The organism is Flavonifractor sp. DFI.6.63, from assembly GCF_024462255.1.
Taxonomy (GTDB): domain Bacteria; phylum Bacillota; class Clostridia; order Oscillospirales; family Oscillospiraceae; genus Lawsonibacter_A; species Lawsonibacter_A hominis.
Genome location: NZ_JANGBE010000044.1, coordinates 1 through 17,290, shown reverse-complemented (window position 1 = coordinate 17,290; position 17,290 = coordinate 1). Strand labels below are relative to the sequence as shown.

At 64.1% G+C, this 17,290-nt stretch carries 15 protein-coding genes and 1 riboswitch; of the genes, 4 read left to right on the top strand and 11 right to left on the bottom strand.

Annotated elements, in window-relative coordinates:
• Nucleotides 1-262: 262 nt before the first annotated feature.
• Nucleotides 263-898, top strand: a complete 636-nt coding sequence (locus NE547_RS16425) for an N-acetylmuramoyl-L-alanine amidase family protein (RefSeq protein ID WP_256176477.1) — start codon at nucleotides 263-265, stop codon at nucleotides 896-898.
• Nucleotides 899-964: 66 nt separating this feature from the next.
• Nucleotides 965-1,087, top strand: a complete 123-nt coding sequence (locus NE547_RS16420) for a hypothetical protein (protein WP_256176476.1) — start codon at nucleotides 965-967, stop codon at nucleotides 1,085-1,087.
• A gap of 93 nt (nucleotides 1,088-1,180) precedes the next feature.
• Here NE547_RS16420 and NE547_RS16415 read toward each other — a convergent pair whose 3' ends face one another.
• Nucleotides 1,181-1,798, bottom strand: coding sequence for a TatD family nuclease-associated radical SAM protein (locus NE547_RS16415; protein ID WP_256176475.1), 618 nt, complete (start codon nucleotides 1,796-1,798; stop codon nucleotides 1,181-1,183).
• 3 nt (nucleotides 1,799-1,801) lie between these two features.
• On the bottom strand, nucleotides 1,802-2,575 hold the full coding sequence (locus NE547_RS16410; RefSeq protein ID WP_256176474.1) for a TatD family hydrolase: 774 nt from the start codon (nucleotides 2,573-2,575) through the stop codon (nucleotides 1,802-1,804).
• Nucleotides 2,576-2,724: 149 nt separating this feature from the next.
• Nucleotides 2,725-2,799: riboswitch (Fluoride riboswitch) on the top strand.
• A 50-nt stretch (nucleotides 2,800-2,849) separates the two neighbouring features.
• On the opposite strand from NE547_RS16410, the gene NE547_RS16405 reads away from it, so the two are divergent.
• The gene (locus NE547_RS16405; RefSeq protein WP_256176473.1) at nucleotides 2,850-4,031 is read left to right on the top strand and encodes a cation:proton antiporter; all 1,182 of its coding nucleotides are present in this window, start codon (nucleotides 2,850-2,852) and stop codon (nucleotides 4,029-4,031) included.
• A 101-nt stretch (nucleotides 4,032-4,132) separates the two neighbouring features.
• On the opposite strand, the gene metG is transcribed toward NE547_RS16405, so the two are convergent.
• Together metG and NE547_RS16395 are read right to left on the bottom strand one after the other, a co-directional pair.
• On the bottom strand, nucleotides 4,133-6,082 hold the full coding sequence (gene metG, locus NE547_RS16400) for a methionine--tRNA ligase (RefSeq protein WP_256176472.1): 1,950 nt from the start codon (nucleotides 6,080-6,082) through the stop codon (nucleotides 4,133-4,135).
• A complete protein-coding gene (locus NE547_RS16395) occupies nucleotides 6,072-6,920 on the bottom strand; it encodes a hypothetical protein (RefSeq protein WP_186906639.1) in 849 nt (282 codons plus the stop codon). Before NE547_RS16395 ends, metG begins: the two co-directional genes overlap by 11 nt.
• 235 nt (nucleotides 6,921-7,155) lie before the next feature.
• Here NE547_RS16395 and NE547_RS16390 point away from each other — a divergent pair, with 235 nt between their 5' ends.
• On the top strand, nucleotides 7,156-8,475 hold the full coding sequence (locus NE547_RS16390) for an MATE family efflux transporter (protein WP_256176471.1): 1,320 nt from the start codon (nucleotides 7,156-7,158) through the stop codon (nucleotides 8,473-8,475).
• Nucleotides 8,476-8,517: 42 nt separating this feature from the next.
• Here NE547_RS16390 and NE547_RS16385 read toward each other — a convergent pair whose 3' ends face one another.
• From NE547_RS16385 to NE547_RS16355, 7 genes are all read right to left on the bottom strand, one after another.
• The gene (locus tag NE547_RS16385) at nucleotides 8,518-10,113 is read right to left on the bottom strand and encodes an ABC-F family ATP-binding cassette domain-containing protein (RefSeq protein ID WP_186906637.1); all 1,596 of its coding nucleotides are present in this window, start codon (nucleotides 10,111-10,113) and stop codon (nucleotides 8,518-8,520) included.
• Between the two features lie 71 nt (nucleotides 10,114-10,184).
• Nucleotides 10,185-11,285 carry a metallophosphoesterase gene (locus tag NE547_RS16380; RefSeq protein WP_186906636.1) on the bottom strand — a complete coding sequence of 367 codons (1,101 nt, stop codon included), beginning with the start codon at nucleotides 11,283-11,285 and terminating at the stop codon, nucleotides 10,185-10,187.
• 298 nt (nucleotides 11,286-11,583) lie between these two features.
• Nucleotides 11,584-12,531, bottom strand: a complete 948-nt coding sequence (prmA, locus tag NE547_RS16375; protein ID WP_256176470.1) for a 50S ribosomal protein L11 methyltransferase — start codon at nucleotides 12,529-12,531, stop codon at nucleotides 11,584-11,586.
• Nucleotides 12,531-13,403 (bottom strand): DegV family protein, encoded by an 873-nt coding sequence (locus tag NE547_RS16370; RefSeq protein ID WP_186906634.1) that lies wholly within the window; start codon nucleotides 13,401-13,403, stop codon nucleotides 12,531-12,533. Before NE547_RS16370 ends, prmA begins: the two co-directional genes overlap by 1 nt.
• A gap of 20 nt (nucleotides 13,404-13,423) precedes the next feature.
• On the bottom strand, nucleotides 13,424-13,990 hold the full coding sequence (locus NE547_RS16365; RefSeq protein WP_186906633.1) for a DUF1836 domain-containing protein: 567 nt from the start codon (nucleotides 13,988-13,990) through the stop codon (nucleotides 13,424-13,426).
• Nucleotides 13,991-14,342: 352 nt separating this feature from the next.
• A complete protein-coding gene (locus NE547_RS16360; protein ID WP_256176469.1) occupies nucleotides 14,343-16,280 on the bottom strand; it encodes a GGDEF domain-containing phosphodiesterase in 1,938 nt (645 codons plus the stop codon).
• 6 nt (nucleotides 16,281-16,286) lie between these two features.
• Nucleotides 16,287-17,177: a GGDEF domain-containing protein gene (locus NE547_RS16355; RefSeq protein ID WP_256176468.1), complete on the bottom strand. Its 891-nt coding sequence runs from the start codon at nucleotides 17,175-17,177 to the stop codon at nucleotides 16,287-16,289.
• Between the last annotated feature and the right edge of the window lie 113 nt (nucleotides 17,178-17,290).

Here is a 17,290-nt window from a genome sequence, read left to right as displayed (position 1 = left end):
CTGGCGTTTGCCGGGTTGCTGTATTTCAATACCGACGTCGGCACGCACAGGGCGTCGCTCTGACCTGCAGCCGCCGGCTTCCAGGCTGCTCCGTATTCGTTTGAACACAAAGGCTTCCTGTCAGTCGTAAGGCCGGCAGGAAGCTTTTGCTGTTGTATGGGTCCCGCCGTTTGGACGGTACTTTGTAAGAAAAGTTTAACACACAGACCGCCCCGGCTCTGTTATAATGCCAGGGCAAGCGCATCGAAAGGAGGGCAAGCGCATGCCTGTCGCACCCCCGCGGCCCCGCAGAAAGCAACGGCGCAGCCCCGGGCTTTTCCCCATCCTGCTGATCCTGGTGGCGGGATTGGCAGTGATCAAGTGGATCGACCCCTTTGCGTCCAGACGCTTCCCTGCCCCGGCGACCCCCGACTGGATCACGGCCGACCTGCTTCCGGTGAACCCCTATTCCCGGCCGGGGGAGCCGCTGGATACGGTAAACGGCGTGGTGGTCCATTATGTGGGCAATCCCGGCACCACCGCGGCGCAGAACCACAGTTATTTCGAAGGCCTGGCCCAGACCGGCGAGACCTATGCCAGCAGTCATTTTTTGATCGGCCTGGACGGCGAGATCCTCCTGAACGTCCCGCTGGACGAGATCGCCTACTGCTCCAACGACCGCAATGAGGACACCATCTCCATCGAATGCTGCCACCCGGACGGCACGGGCGCGTTTACCCCTGAGACCTACGACGCGCTGGTGAGGCTGGTGCGCTGGCTCATGGAGTACTATCAGCTGGAGCCGTCACAGATCCTGCGGCACTACGATGTGACCGGCAAGGCCTGCCCGCTGTATTTTGTGGACCACCCGGACGCCTGGGAGCGGTTTTTGGGCGATGTGTCCCCCGCGGAAGAATAGTCCGCTTTATCGTACATATGCTCCGTTATACTGTACTCACAACGAGACAGGAAGGAGCGCTGACCCATGGATTACGAGATCCGATTCGTGTACGGACATGTGGAGGTCTACGATCAGGCGGGCCGCTTCCGGTTCTCCGCCGACTCCGAGCGGGAGGCGCTGGAGGAACTGGAAAACGACGCGGCGTAGCAGCCTATGGCGGCGCGCCGCAACACGCAAAAACGGGCGGCCTGTGGCCGCCCGTTTTTTGAAGCCGTCCGTTTTCCCCGCGCCCGCTCTGCCCTAGTCCGGGATGTACGCCCGGATGCGCAGCTTCACGCCCAGATCCCGGGTGATCCGGCGGCAGCGCTCGATCGCCTCCGGCGTCTGATCCTTGTCCACAATGGTCATCACTACGTTGGGCACGTACTCCTTGGCCTTTCCGGCAAAATCCAGCATGGCGTGCCAGGCTTTCTCCCCGTCCCTGGGACGGGTCACGGCGCAATACTCCTCCGGCGTGGAGCCGTTGAGGGAGATGGAGAGCGTATCAATGCGCCCCTGGAGCCGCGGCGTCACGTCCTGTCCCAGGATCAGGTTGGCATGACCGTTGGTGTTGATCCGTACGGGGGGCAGACCGCTCACCCGCTTTTTCAGCTCGTCCACCAGCCAGACGATATCCTCCGTGCGGTACATGGGTTCCCCAAAGCCGCAGAAGACCAGCTCACGGTATTTGGTGAGCTCCCGCGCCAGCAGGTCCTCCAGCGCCTCCTCCCGGCTGGGTTCATGCTCCAGCCACAGATCGTCGGCATAGATGCTCCCCTTGTGCCCGTTGTGCCGCAGGCAGAACACGCAGGAGCAGTCGCAGCGGTTGGTCAGGTTCACGTACAGCGCGCCCTCATACTCGTAAGAAATGGTCTGCATCCCTTACCCCTCCCTGATTCCAAAAAATCGTTTTCCATTTTCCAGCGTGATCCGGAGGACCTCCTCCGGCGAAATGCCCCTCAGCTGGGCCACCTTCTCGGCGCAGCGCGCGATCATGGCGGAGTCGCACCGCTGTCCCCGGTGGGGCTCCGGAGCCATATAGGGGGCGTCGGTCTCCAGCATCAGCCGCTCCAGCGGCATCCACGCCGCCACCTCCGGCGCCCGCCTGGCGTTGTGGAAGGTGAGGCTGCCTGTGAAGGAGAGCATCCAGCCCCGATCCAGCAGCACCCTGGCGTCCTCCAGGCTGCCGGAGTAGCAGTGGAACACCCCCCGGGCGTTGGGGTGGGCCCGCACCAGATCCAGACAGTCCCTGTGGGCGTCCCGGTCATGGACGATGACGGGCAGATCCAGCTCCTCCGCCAGGGAGAGCTGGGCGTCGAAAAAGTCCCGGGAGCGCTTGCGCGCCTCGGGCGTTTTGACCCAGTAATAATCCAGGCCGACCTCCCCCACCGCCACCACTCTGGGGTGGGCGCACAGGGCCTTCACCCCGTCCAGCTCCGCCAGGGCGACCCCCTCCAGATTTTCCGGGTGGATGCCCGCCGCGGCATAGAGGTAGTCATAACGCTCGGCCAGCGACACACAGGCGCGGGAGGAGCCCAGGTCGCAGCCGGGACAGACCACCAGCGCCACGCCACGCCCGGGCAGCGCGGACAGCAGCGCGTCCCGGTCGGCGTCAAAGGCCTCGTCGTAATAGTGGGCGTGGGTATCAAAGATCATGGGCGTTTCCTCGTTTCCAACGGCGTCTTTCGGGCGGCCGGCCGCCGCCGTTTTTTCTTCCGCTCTATCATACTCCATCCGGGGCAAAGCTGCAAGTGCATCTCACGCGGCCCGGTTGACAACGGCGGGGGCCTGTGGTATCATAGCCCTCAGATCACGGGAATGAGGTTCTCCCGGGGCCGCAAGGCCCGAACCGCCGTCCGGCTGATGACTTCTGCACGTTTTGCAGGGGGCATTGGCTTTTTTTCTGCCCTCTGGAAGGGATGGAACCAAAATGCTGACCAGTATCGCACTGCTCTGGCTGCTGGGCATGGCCCTGGGAGCCGCGGCCCGGAAGCTGCACCTGCCCGCCCTGGTGGGGATGCTCCTGGCGGGGATCCTGCTGGGCCCCTTCGGGGCGGACCTGCTCTCGCCCGCCCTGCTGAGCGTCTCCGCCGACCTGCGGCGGCTGGCGCTGATCCTCATCCTGCTCCGGGCCGGACTGTCGCTGGACCTGGGGAGCCTGCGGCGCTCCGGCCGGAGCGCCGTGCTCCTGTGCTTTCTGCCCGCCGCCTGCGAGGTGCTGGGCATGGTCCTGCTGGCCCCCCGGCTGCTGGGGGTGTCCGTATTGGACGCCGCCATCCTGGGCGCGGTGGTGGGAGCGGTTTCCCCCGCCGTCATCGTGCCCCGGATGCTCGACCTGATGGAGGCGGGCTACGGGACGGAGCAGGGCATCCCGCAGATGGTATTGGCGGGGGCGTCGGTGGACGACGTATTCGTGGTGGTCCTCTTTTCTTCCTTCACCGGTATGGCCTCCGGCGGACGCTTTTCCCCGGCCGCTCTGGCCGGGGTGCCGGTCTCCATCCTGCTGGGGGCGGCCCTGGGCCTGGGTCTGGGCGGCCTGCTGGCCCGCTTTTTTGCCCGTTTCCCGCTGCGGGATTCCGCGAAAGCCATCCTTCTGCTCGCCCTGTCCATTTTGCTGACGGCCCTGGAGGACCGTCTGGGCAGCCGGGTCCCCTTCTCCGGCCTGCTGGCGGTGCTGGGGACCGGGTTGGGCCTGTACCGCCGGCAGCCGGCGGCGGCCCAGCGGCTGGCCGCCAAATTCGGCAGGCTCTGGGTAGCCGCGGAGATATTGCTGTTTGCCCTGGTGGGCGCGCAGCTGAACCTGGAGTATGCCGCCGCTTCCGGCCGGACGGCGGTGCTCCTGGTGCTGGGCGCCCTCTGCTTCCGGGCGCTCGGGGTGCTGCTGTGTATGGCGGGCGGCCCGCTGAATCCGAAGGAGCGGCTCTTTGCCGTGCTGGCCTACCTGCCCAAAGCCACCGTGCAGGCCGCTATCGGCGGGGTACCGCTGGCCATGGGGCTCTCCTGCGGGCAGGTCGTGCTGACGGTAGCGGTGATCGCGATCCTGCTCACCGCGCCGCTGGGCGCCTTCGCCATCGACGTAAGCTATCGCCGCCTGCTGCGGCGGGCCGGCTGATCCCCGTCACAGAAGCCCATGCACAAAGCGCAAGGCGGAGCGTCCCTTTGGACGCTCCGCCTGAGGCTTTTTCTTGGTTTTGGTCCGGGGCCGCTCCCCGTTCAGCACAGGCCGTAGCCGGCGGGGACCTGGTCATCCAGCATCAGCAGATGGAGCTTCTCGCTCCCATCCGGCTCTTCCTTTACCGCGGAGATGAGCATGCCGTTGGACTCCAGCCCCATCATCTTCCGGGGCGCCAGATTGGTGCAGGCCACCACGGTCTTGCCCACCAGTTCCTCAGGCTCATAGTATTCGTGGATGCCGGAGAGGATCTGCCGGGGCGCCGCTTCGCCGCAGTCCAGCGTAAAGCGCAGCAGCTTCTTGCTCTTCTTCACCGCCTCGCAGGCGAGGACCTTGGCGGTGACAAACCGCACCTTGCTAAAATCGTCGATGGTGATATACTCCGGGGCCGTTTCTTCCGCGGGAGCGGCGGCCTTGGTGGCTTCTTCCAACTCCTTCAGCTCCTTTTCCAGGTCGATGCGGGGGAACAGGTTCTCCCCCTTGGCAATGGGCGCGTCCGGGGGCAGCAGGCCCCACTGGGCGGCGGAGTCCCAGGTACACGCCTCCGGGGCCGCGCCGATCTGTGCGAAGATCTTTGCGCAGGTCTCGGGCATGAAAGGGGTCAGGAGGATGGCGGAAATACGCACGCACTCCAGCAGGTTGTATAGCACCCGGGCCAGGCGGGGGCGCTGCGCCTCCTCCCGGGCCAGCACCCAGGGCTTGTTCTCGTCGATATACTTGTTGGCCCGGCCAATGAGCTTGAAGACTTCCGCCAGACCGTTCTGGAAGGCGTAGTGTTCCATCTGCCCTTCGTAGGCGTCCCGCAGGCCACGGGCCATAGCCTCCAGTTCGCCGTCCAGGGCGGGGTCGGTCTCCTGCTCCCCGGGCAGGGTGGGCCCGAAGTACTTGCCCACCATGGCGGTGGTGCGGCTGACCAGATTGCCTAGGTCGTTGGCCAGGTCGGTGTTGATGCGGCCGATGAGGGCCTCGTTGGAGAAGTTGCCGTCGGTGCCGAAGGGGAACTCCCGCAGCAGGAAGTAACGCAGGGCGTCCACCCCGTAGCGCTCGGAGAGCAGGTAGGGATCCACCACATTGCCCTTGGACTTGCTCATCTTGCCGCCGTCCAGCAGCAGCCAGCCGTGGCCGTATACCTTTTGGGGCAGGGGCAGGTCCAGCGCCATCAGCAGGGCGGGCCAGATGATGGAGTGGAAGCGCACGATCTCCTTGCCCACAAAGTGTACGTCGGCGGGCCAGAAGTCGTCATAGTCGTCGTACTTGGCGTTCTCATAGCCCAGGGCGTTGATATAGTTGGTCAGGGCGTCCACCCACACGTACACCACGTGCTTGGGGTCAAAGCTGACGGGGATGCCCCAGGTGAAGGAGGTGCGTGAGACGCACAGGTCCTCCAGGCCCGGGTCGATGAAGTTGTTGACCATCTCGTTGACCCGGCTGCGGGGCTCCAGAAAGTCGGTGTTCACCAGCAGGTCACGCACCCGGTCGGCGTACTTGGACAGGCGGAAGAAATAGGCCTCCTCCTCCGCGTCCCTGACCGCACGCCCGCAGTCGGGACACTTGCCGTCCACCAGCTGAGTCTCGGTCCAGAAGGCCTCGCAGTCGGTGCAGTACTTGCCCACATACTTGCCCTTGTAGATATCACCCTGGTCGTAGAGCTGCTTGAAGATCTTCTGTACCGACTCCACATGGTAGTCGTCGGTGGTGCGGATGAAGCGGGTGTTGGAGATGTTCATCAGCTTCCACAGATCCAGCACGCCCCGGGGACCCTTGACGATGTTGTCCACATACTGCTGGGGGGTAACGCCGGCGGCCTTGGCCTTCTGCTCGATCTTCTGGCCGTGCTCGTCGGTGCCCGTGAGGAACATCACCTCATAGCCCTGCAGGCGCTTGTAGCGGGCCATGGCGTCGGCGGCCACGGTACAGTAGGCGTGGCCGATGTGCAGCTTGTCCGAAGGGTAATAGATCGGGGTGGTGATATAAAATGTCTTACGGTTCATCAGGCGTTTCCTCCGTTTCTTCCTCTTCTGCGGCTTTTTCCGCCTCCGGCGGGTCCATAGGCGCTCCCGGCCGCCGGGCCGCGTTGTGCAGCAGGACCGCGGTGGAGGAGAGCAGATAGACAACGGCAAAGCCGTACAGCAGCGTGGTCGCCGGGTCGTGGCCGTCCGCCAGGGTGACCAAGGAGAAATAGACCCCCAGCAGGGAGAACAGGACGGCCCGGAAGGGCTTGCCCCGTTCGAAGGAGAACCCGGCGTTGAAGTACAGCCCCAGCAGAACGGCAATGATCGCAAACAGCTCGTAGATATAATCCAGCTGCACCGGGTCCCCGGCCCGCACCTGATAGGCGGCAATGAGCCACACGCAGCCGGTATAGGCGGGCATGAGCAGGGTAAAGTTGTACTTGCCCTTTCCCTCGCCCCGGAAATTGTTCCGGGTGGTGGCGACCACGCAGGCGAAGGACGCCACGCACAGCGCCGCCAGGATCAGCCGGGTGACCACCGTGTTCTCCCGGCGCAGGAAGGAGAGCACCATCCCGCCCGCCGCCGCCAGCAGCAGGAAGGCGGAGAGGATCATGGCCGTGGCGTACAGGGTGTTCCCCTTGGCCTGGAAGGCCTGATCGTACCCGCCGGCAAAATCGGGGTACTTGCCGCGGCACAGGAGCACCAGCGCTGCGGCCAGGGCTGCGGACAGGGCGATCAGGGCCCAGGTTGCGGGCGAGCCGGGGATGTGCAGGCCGGTGTCCGGCTCGAAGGCCGTGGCCAGCTCCCACCGCCGCAGCAGAAAACCCGCCGCGCCCACCGCCACAGTGGCCGCGGGCAGAACGATCTCTTTTCGCATGGAATTGTCAGCATCCTTTCGGGATGGATTCGGACGCGCGCCGTCTTTTTCGCTCGCCCCCGGGGGACAAAAAATGGGCGGAACCGAACGGATCACAGCCGCTATGCGGCTATTATACCACTGTTTTCCGGAAAGCGCACGGAAATTCTGGCGCTCCCTGAAAACAAATGGTACAATACAAAAGCGGCGTGCAGAGGTCTGCCGCCCACACATCCTAACGCAGCAGGAGGCCGCTATGCACACCGATCTGACGCAAGGAAGCGTCACCCGTTCCATGCTCGGCTTCGCCTGGCCGCTGATCCTGGGCAATCTGCTTCAGCAGCTGTACAATGTAGCCGACACGCTGATCGTAGGCCGGTTTTTGGGCGCCGGGGCGCTGGCCGCCGTAGGTTCTTCCTTCACCCTGATGACCTTTCTCACCTCTGTGCTGCTGGGCCTGTGCATGGGCAGCGGCGCGGTGTTCTCCCTCCTCTGGGGCGCGCGGAAGGAGGAGGAGCTCAACTCCTTCCTTCTGGTGGGCGCGGCGACCCTGGCGGTGGCCGCGCTGGCGCTGGGCCTGCTCCAGCCGATCCTCACGGCCCTGAAGATCCCCGGCGAGATCCGCGCCGAGATGGCCGCTTACCTGCGCATCATTTTTCTGGGTCTGGGGTTCGCCTTTGTGTACAACTACATGGCCGCGCTGCTGCGTTCCCTGGGCAATGCGGTGCTCCCGCTGCTCATGCTGGGCGGCGCGGCGCTGCTGAACGTCGCCCTGGACCTGTTTTTCGTGCTGGTCCTGGGGCTCGGGGTCCCGGGGACCGCCCTGGCCACCGTCCTTGCCCAGGGGGCGTCAGCGGCGGGCCTGAGCGTCTGCTGCCTGAAATGGGCCCCGCAGCTGCGCCCGCAGCGGCGGCACTGCCGTTTCCGGCGGGATATCGCACGGAGGATCGCCGGCTATTCCATCCTGACCTGCCTGCAGCAGTCGGTGATGAATTTCGGCATCCTTATGATCCAGGGGCTGGTAAACTCCTTCGGAGTCAATGTTATGGCGGCCTTCGCCGCGGCGGTGAAGATCGACGCCTTCGCCTACATGCCGGTCCAGGATTTCGGCAACGCCTTTTCCACCTTCATCGCCCAGAACTACGGCGCGGGGGAGACCGGCCGCATCCGCCGGGGCATCCGTTCCGGTACGGTCACCGCGCTGGCCTTCTGCGTTGTCAGCTCCGCCGTGGTGGCGGGGTTCGCCCCGGCCTTGATGGGGCTTTTCGTCCCGCCGGAGGAGACGGAGATCCTGGCCGTGGGCGTGGAGTATCTGCGCATCGAGGGCGTCTGCTACTGCGGTATCGGATGTCTGTTTCTGCTCTACGGGCTCTACCGGGCCATCGGGCGCCCCGGCCTGTCGCTGGTGCTCACCGTCATCTCCCTGGGTACCCGGGTGGTCCTGGCCTATGCCCTGGCCCCCCTCCCCGCCTTCGGCCTGAAGGCGATCTGGTGGGCCATCCCCATCGGCTGGGGCCTGGCCGATCTGACGGGCTTTCTGTGGTACCGGTTTGTGGTGCTGCGCAGGGGGATCTAGTCCGGCCGCGCCTGTGCGCCCCGGGAACGCCCCCTCACCCGCTCACGCCTGGGCGGTGCTCTCCAGATACTCGTCGTAGGTCATCTTCCGGTCGATCAGCTTGCCGTCACGGGTGAAGTCGAACACCCGGTTGGCCACGGTCTGGACCAGCTGATGGTCGTGGGAGGAGAAGAGCACATTGCACTTGACCGCCTCCAGGCCGTTGTTCAGCGCGGCGATGGACTCCAGATCCAGGTGGTTGGTGGGCTGATCCAGCAGCAGCACGTTGGCCCCGGAGAGCATCATGCGGGAGAGCATGCACCGCACCTTCTCTCCGCCGGAGAGGACCTTGACGGGCTTGTACACCTCATCCCCGGAGAACAGCATCCGGCCCAAAAAGCCCCGGAGATACGCCTCGTGGGGGTCGGAGGACCACTGGCGCAGCCATTCCACCAGATTGTCGTCGCAGTCCTTGAAAAACTCGGTGTTGTCCTTGGGGAAGTAGGAGAAGGTGGCGGTCTGGCCCCACTTGACGGTGCCCTCGTCGGGCTCCAGCTCGCCGGTGAGGATCTTGAACAGGGCGGTATGGGCGTTTTCGTTGTCCCCCACGAAGGCGATCTTGTCCCCGTGGCCCACGATGAAGCTCACCTTGTCCAGCACCTTCACCCCGTCGATGGTCTTGCTCACGTCGGTGACGAAGAGGATATCCTTCCCCACCTCCCGGTCGGGCGCGAATGCCACCCAGGGGTAGCGGCGGGAGGAGGCGGGGATCTCCTCCAGGCTGATCTTCTCCAGCAGCTTGCGCCGGGCTGTGGCCTGCTTGCTCTTGGACTTGTTGGCGGAAAAGCGGGAGATGAACTCCTTGAGCTCCTGGGCCTTCTCCTCGTTCTTCTTGTTCTGGTTCTTCATCAGGTTCTGCATCAGCTGGGAGGCATCGTACCAGAAGTCGTAGTTGCCCACGTACATCTTGATCTTGTTGTAGTCGATGTCCACGATGTGGGTGCAGATGGTATTGAGGAAGTGCCGGTCATGGCTGACCACGATGACGGTGCCGGGAAAATCCAGCAGGAAATCCTCCAGCCAGTTCACCGCGTTGATGTCCAGGTTGTTGGTGGGCTCGTCCAGCAGCAGGATGTCGGGGCTGCCGAACAGCGCCTGGGCCAGCAGGACCTTCACCTTCAGGCGGGCGTCCAGGGTGGACATGTCATTGTAATGCAGCTCCACGCCGATGCCCAGCCCCTGCAGGATGCGGGACGCGTCGGATTCGGCCTCCCAGCCGCCCAGCTCGGCGAACTCCTCCTCCAGCAGGCAGGCCTGGATCCCGTCCTCCTCCGTCATCTCCTCTTTGGCGTAGAGCGCGTCTTTCTCCTTGCCGATCTCGTACAGGCGCTGGTTGCCCATGATGACCGTATCCATCACGTTGTAGGCGTCGTAGGCGTTCTGGTCCTGTTTGAGGACCGACATGCGGGTTTTGGGCAGGATGGAGACCTCGCCGGAGGTGGGCTCCAGGTCGCCGGAGAGGATCTTCAGGAAGGTGGACTTGCCCGCGCCGTTGGCGCCGATGATGCCGTAGCAGTTGCCCTTGACGAACTGAAGGTCCACATGGGAAAAGAGGGGCTGTCCGCTGTATTGGAGGCCCAGGTCGGAAACAGTGATCATGTCTTACTCCTTATCGCAAACTGATAAAATCGAAATTTAGCCCAAATAGTATATCACAAAAGGGCGGTAAATCAAGCCAAACGGCCGAAATACCAGCCGGTGGCGCCGTTTTTCTTCACCAGCGCCCGGTCGGAGAGCCGCCGCACCACCGAAAGGCGGTCTCCCGCAGCGATCTGCGGACGGTAGTCGGTGGAGTCCTGACAACGGAGCACCCCCTGGTCCTCATAGAGGTAATCGGTGAGCACCTCCAGCACCCGGCCGCTCTCCAGATGGCGGCAGCGGGAGAGCTCCGCGCCCCGCTCCAGCACCTCCACCCGGTTGCGGCCCCAGCGGATGTTGACGGAGTCGCCGCCGGCCGTCTGTGGGTCCAGGGCCGTGGCCTTGGGCAGGCCGTCGTAGCTGTACCAGGAAAAGGCCCCGCCCGCCGTCCGGGGCAGCACCAGGGCGTTGAGCTGTCCGTCCAGCTTGAGCACGCAGCCCCCGTCGATGCTGGCGATGTGCCGCTCCCGCTCCAGCAGGGGGGCGGCCGAGGGGATGTGCGGATCGTAGAGGGTCACGGGCCAGTGCCCCACCACGCACCAGCGGCGGAAGGCGTGCCCCTGGGCGAGAAATTCGTCGTTTTTCATGCAGGACCAGGCCTCCAGCTCCTCCAGCCCCGTTTCTCCCGGCACGCCGCCGTGGACGAACAGGTAGTCCGGGGTCTCCAGGATGACGGGCATGGCCGAAAGGAAGGCCAGTTCCGGCGCAAAGTGCCGGCGCAGCACCGCGCGCAGGGCAGGCAGCTCTTCCTGCGCGCGCAGCGGGAACCCCGCGGCACGGCCCATCTGGCAGATCAGGCTGCGCTCGCCCCACACCTTCAGGTAGTGCCGGTAGAAGGCCGGTCCGATCTCTCCGTCGGCGCGGGTGAAATCCTCCACCAGATTGTCGCAGTTGCCCCGCAGGGCGTAGACCGTGCGCGTCCGGGCCAGCTCCATGACGTAGCGCAGGGTGGCCAGGCTGTCCGGTCCCTTTTCCACCAGATCCCCCACCAGCACCAGAATATCGTCTTCCCCGTAGCCCGCCTTGTCCAGCACGCCCCGCAGGAAGGGCAGGTTGCCGTGGACGTCGCTGATGGCCAGCACCCGGCGGTCTTGGGGGAAGTCGGTATGCACTACTGTCGCTTTTCGTTCCATGGGAGCACCTCGCAGTTGATGTGGGATTGGGCGTATCATTTCTATTTTATCACGTGCGGGGGAAAATGTCACCACGAACTGCCCGCAAAAAGGGGACGGGGCGATCCGATCCGGAAGGCCCCGTCCCGCTTTTAGAATCTGTATTCTTAGGCAGAACGAAGTGGCTGGGGGCGGGATTTTGCTGCCGGACAAGGCGATTGGTCGCCGCCATACTCTTTGTGTACGGCAAGCAAAAGCAACGCAGTATGGCGGGAAAAGACCCGGCCAGACGCTGCGGGAGGCTTATGGATACCGCTTCTTATTGCCGCACCCGGGCGGCAAAGGCCACCCAGCCGTTCTGCTCCCGCTTTTCCATGCACTCCAGTCCGCTGCGCTCCAGGGCGGCGGCCACCTCGCCGGAGCGGGTGTCGATGATGCCGGAGCACAGGAACACCCCGCCGGGGGCCAGGAAGCGATGGACCTGGGCGGAGAGGGGGATGATCACATCGGCGACGATATTGGCCAGCACCAGGGCGTAATCCCCGGTGGACAGCTCCTCCACCAGCGCCGGATCGGAGAGCACGTTGCCCGCGCGGACGGTGTAGCGGTCCCGTCCGATGCCGTTCATGGCGGCATTCTCATAAGCCACGTCCACCGCCTTGGGGTCGATATCCACCGCCGCCGCCCGGGACGCCCCCAGCACCAGGGCGGCGATGGACAGGATGCCGCTGCCGCAGCCCAGGTCCAGCACCGGCTTTCCCGGCGCCGCATACCGCTCCAGTCCCGCCAGGCACAGCTGGGTGGAGGCATGGCTGCCGGTCCCGAAGGTGAGGCCGGGGTTCAGATACAGCGCCGCCTTGCCCGGCGGCACCGGTTCGTCCCGCTCCCACTCGGGCACGATATACAGCCGCTCCCCCACGCTCATGGGCTTATAGTACTTCTGCCAGCTGTGGGCCCAGTCGTTCTCCCCCAGGCCGGCGGCACGGTACGGCGTCTTGACGCCCTCCAGCCACTGCTCCAGCTGCCTGCGGCCATCCGCGTCGTCGGTGACATAGAGCTTGACCCGGCACACGCCCTTCATGCGCTCCAGCAGCGCGTCGTCCACGTAATCCCAATACGGACGGTTCTGCTCCAAAAACGACTTGAAGTCCGCTTCGTCTTCGATGGCCATCCCCGTCACACCATTGGCGGTGAGCCGGGCGCACAGTCCGTCCAGCTCCTCCCGGTTGGTATCCAGGACGACCTCCAGCCATTTGACCGCATCCATCAGCGGCGGCTCCCCAGGAAGAACAGGGCCACGGTGCCCGGGCCGGAGTGGGCGCCGATCACGGGCCCCACGTTGCCCAGCAGCACGGTCTTTACCCCCAGGCGGATCTTCACGTCGTCGGCCACCTTCTGGGCATCGGCTTCACAGTCCCCATGACTGATAAAGACGATCTGCTCCGCCGGGTCGAGCGCAGTTTCCGCCATATGGTCTACCAGCGCCTTCAGGGAGGCGCTGCGGCCCCGGGCCGTGCCCACCTTCACCAGGCGTCCCTCATCGTCCACGTGCATGACCGGCTTGATGGAGAGCATGGTGCCCAGTACGGCGGTGGCGGCGGATACCCGGCCGCCCCGCTTGAGAAAATGCAGATCATCCACCGTAAACCAGTGGCACAGGTGCAGCTTGTTGGCCTCCACCCAGTCCCGCACCGCCTCAATGCTCTCCCCCCGCGCCTTGTGCTGGGCCGCGTGCCAGAGCAGCAGGCCCTGGCCCAGGGAGGCGCACAGCGTATCCACCACGTACACCTTGCGCTCGGGGTACTTCTCTCCCAGCTCCTGTGCGGCGATTTGGGCGGAATGGCAGGTGGCCGACAGGGCCGAGGAAAAGGCCAGCACCAGCACGTCCTTGCCCGCCTGGAGCAGGGGTTCCATCTTCTCCGTAAAGTCGGAGATGTTCACGGCGGAGGTGGTCGCCATCTCGCCCTCCCGCAGCAGGCGGTAGAACGCCTTGGCGGACATCTCCCGGTTGTCGGGGTAGTTGAACAGGGTCTTCCCCTTGATGGTAAAGGACAGGGGAAGCACCTCCACCCCCATCTCCCGCATCAGCTTGTCGGTCAAGTCGGCCGAGGAATCGGTCAACAGCACGTAATCGCTCATCGCTTCAAATCCTCCCGTATTCATTCCGGACGCTCGTCCCGGTCTTTCTTCCTTCTGGTCTTTTCGGGCTTGACGGCGGGCGCGCTGGCATGCCGGCGCAGGATCTCCAGCACGCGCTCGCAGGCCAGCTTGTCGGCATAGCTGCGCAGGGCCAGGGCCAGGGCCAGCCGGGGCAGATCCTCCTCGTCGGTCCCCGCGTCCAGGCAGCCCGCCGTTACATCCAGGGCCCGGTCCAGCTCCTGCCGGAACAGCTCGTAGAGCCCTTCGGGCTCCCGCCCCTCCCGGGCGGCGGCCAGCAGGGCGCCCGCGTCCTTCACGGAGAGCACCTGCTTAAGGGCACAGATCGCGGTCAGGTAAGCCAGATGGGTACGGGAGTACCGCTTCCCGTCGGCCCGGGGCAGGGCCCCGTCCTTGATATAATTGTTCACCATGGCGGAGGTAAGCGCCTCCCCCTCTCCGTAATGGATCAGCTGCCGGGGCATGTACGAGATGAGCTGGTCCATATACAGCCCGATATCCGGCAGGGCGTCCCACTCCGCGGGCCGCTCCTGCTCCAGCCGTTCCTGCAGGGTGCGGATCTCTTCCAAGACGCCGCCTCCTTTCTGGTTTCTAAAACCATATCACAAAATATTTGTGTTATTATACCACATCGGGAGCAGATAAGTAAAGCCAATCTCCACTTGAAACAGGCCGTTTTTAGTCACATAACAAGATTATGTGAGAAACGCGCCCCGATTCCGTTCTGCCAAAGCGCAAAGAAGGCCGCCTCCCAAGGGAGGCGGCCTCACAGCTTGCGAAAAAGGGGACCGCAGGGCGGCGCTCAGCCCGGAGATGACGACGGCTGCGCCGCTCTATAGACGCTTCACACCCCTTGCGGATGGATTCTGCCAAGCGGGCGATAGCGGTCCTCCTTCGCGCAGGCTGCGGCAGAAGGCCGTGTCACCGCATCGCCGGGGCGGCGCCCTCCCGGTCAAGAACAGCGGAGAGCAGCGCCTCGCCCGGCAGAGGGCGGGAAAAATAGTAGCCCTGGATCAGGTCGACGCCCCAGCGGGAGACCAGCCCCAGCTCCTTTGGGGTCTCCACCCCTTCGGCGATGACGGCGTAGCCCATGTTCTGCAGGGCGGCCACGATGCTCTGGTAAAAAGATGCGATCCTGTCGTCCTCACAGATGCCCACCAGCAGGGACTTGTCCAGCTTGATCTCGGAAAAGGGCAGCTTGAGCACGGTATTGAGGTTGGCGTAGCCTGCCCCGAAGTCGTCCAGGCACAGGCCGATCCCCGCCTCCACGAACTCCGCCGCGGCCTGGCTCAGGCTTTCGCTGTACTCGGTTGCCACGGTCTCGGTGATCTCAAATTGAAAATAGGAGGGCTTCAGTCCAAATTCCCGGATGATCCCGATCAGCCGTCCGGCGTGGCCGCTTTTCATCAGTTCGGTGGGGGACAGATTGATCTTCACATTCTGGATCTGCTCCATCAGTTCCCGATGTTCCTTCAGGAACCGGCACACCCGGCGCATTTGCAGCAGTCCCAGGCGGGCGATCTGGTCGCTTTTCTCCGCGATGCCGATGAACACCTCGGGCGCCACCGGCCCCAGCGTGGGGTGGCGCAGCCGGCTGAGGGCCTCCAGGGTGACATAGCCGCCCTTGCGCAGGGAATAGACCGGCTGATAGTACACCTCGAACCGGTCCTGCTCCAGGGCGGTCTCCAGGAAACTTTCGATCTCCTGGGTATAACGAAAGCCCTTCAGGGTCTCCTCGTCCCCCTGGATGAGGATGGTCTCGGGCGTTCTCTGTGCCAGGGCCGTCAGGTACTCCACATAGGCCAGCAGTGCGTCTCCGTCCCGCAGCGTCTGCGCCTCAATGACGCCGCAGAGGACTGCGGGCGAGTAGACCGGCTCGCCGTTGATCTGAACCGGGCCCGCAAAGCAGCGCTGGCTGCGCCTGCACACGCTTTCATACACGGCGATGGATTCCGTCATCACCAAAAACCGCTTGCCTGTGATGCGGAAGACCTGGCTCCGCTCGCCCGGCGCCTGCAGCATATGGGCCGTCTGGATCAGCAGCTGGTTGCCGAAGCCCGCCCCCAAAACCCGGTTGACCCGTTTGATCTGGCACAGCTCCACGGTGACAAGGTGAAACCGTTTCCCCTTTCCGATCTGGCTCTGGGCCAATTCCCGAAAATATTTGACGTCAAAGGCGCCGGTCAGGCTGTCGGTATAGCGGTAGGGATTGTTGAGGGTAAAAAACAGCACCGTGATGCTCAAGGCGATCCCGAAACCAGAGAGCAGCAGGTCATGGAACACGGCCTGGAGCGCCACACAGCCACCGCCGAGGAACAGCAGTTCCCAAATGGTGCGCATTTCCCGTCTTCCCAGCCGGCGGGCGCAGAGCATGCTGTTCCCTGCGATCAGCAGGATATAGGCGCCCGCAAAGACGTACATCCCCATATACAGCGGGCCCCGGAGATACCGTCCGGCCTCGTCCACGGTGAAGAGCACACCGCTCCAGTGGTTTCCCAGAATGATCAGGCCCATCAGCGCCGGCGGGAGCGCCCACAGCCGTTCCAGGCCGGGACGCCGGGATGCCGCCGGGCGCTCCAGCAGCGTCTGGATATAGCGCAGCAGCGTGTACGGCACCAGCACCTGAAGCAGGTACAGGATCACCAGGCAGAATTCGCTCACCCCGGCCAGGGCCGGCCGCGCCTGCATGATGAGGATGGAGCAGATGAGGTCAAAGCAGAGGTCCGCCATCCCAAACAGCAGAAAGCAGAAAAAAGTCCGGTTGTTGTCCAGATCCAGCCTGCGCTGCTCAACAAAGTGGTAAAGGATGATCAGCAGGAAGATCAGGCCCGCGATCAGAAAGTCCATATTATATGCCATACCGTACTATCCCCGCCCCTCTGCCGCCGCGGTCTCCGCTGGCTGCGCCGCCCGCGCCCGCTGCTGCTTTTTATGGCGGTACATCGCCTGATCCGCCTCATATTTCCAGTCGCTCATCCGCTTGACGCCCCGGTCCCCGTCCCGCAGGTAACTGACGCCCCGGGCGATGGACAGGGGATAGCGGCTGCCCTGGTTATAGTCCCGGATCGCCTGGTCCAGCCGTTCGTTCCAGATCCGCTCTTCCCCGTCCGGGTCGGGCAGGATCACGGCAAACTCGTCCCCGCCGATGCGGTAGCAGCGCCCCTGGGATCCGAAGGCCCGCTCGATACAGCGGGCTGCGCCGATGATCAGCTCGTCGCCCGCCCCGTGGCCGAAGTGGTCGTTGGTGTGCTTGAGTCCGTCCAGATCCAGGAAGACCAGCGCCACGTCCCGGTAGCGAACGCCCTCCGTCTCCAGCCGGGCCAAAAACGCGTCGAAGGCCCGCCGGTTCTCCAGCCCGGTCAGCCGGTCCTCCCGGGACAGGCGCTTGTAGACCAGCACCTCGGCCTTGAGGCGCAGGTTGGCCGCCATAGTGGTGATGAGGGACCCCAGCAGGCAAATGATGAACACCAGGATGCCGCATTCGAAAATGGAGCCGTAGTAGGGGATCTCCAGCGCCCAGTACAGCAGCAGGGCCAGCAGGCCGCTGGCGCCCAGCATAACGAAGGCCCTCAGCACCGCCAGGATCTCCCGATTGCGGCAGGCCCGATACTCCCGCAGCATCAGCACGCTCATCAGCCCGGTCCCACCCGCCAGCAGCAGGTGGGTCACAAAAAGCATGTCGATCAAATCAATCCCCAGGAAATAGTTCAGCAGGCTCTGCACGATGGCGTTGAGATAAAATGGGGCTGTTGACAAAGTGCCTGTTCATTTACTCCGAGCGGAAGAAAGGCAGTAAAAAAGACGCCCACCGGCGTCATCCCATGTACTTTATCATCCTTTTTAAGTTCAAAGCGGTCGCTGAAAGGAGG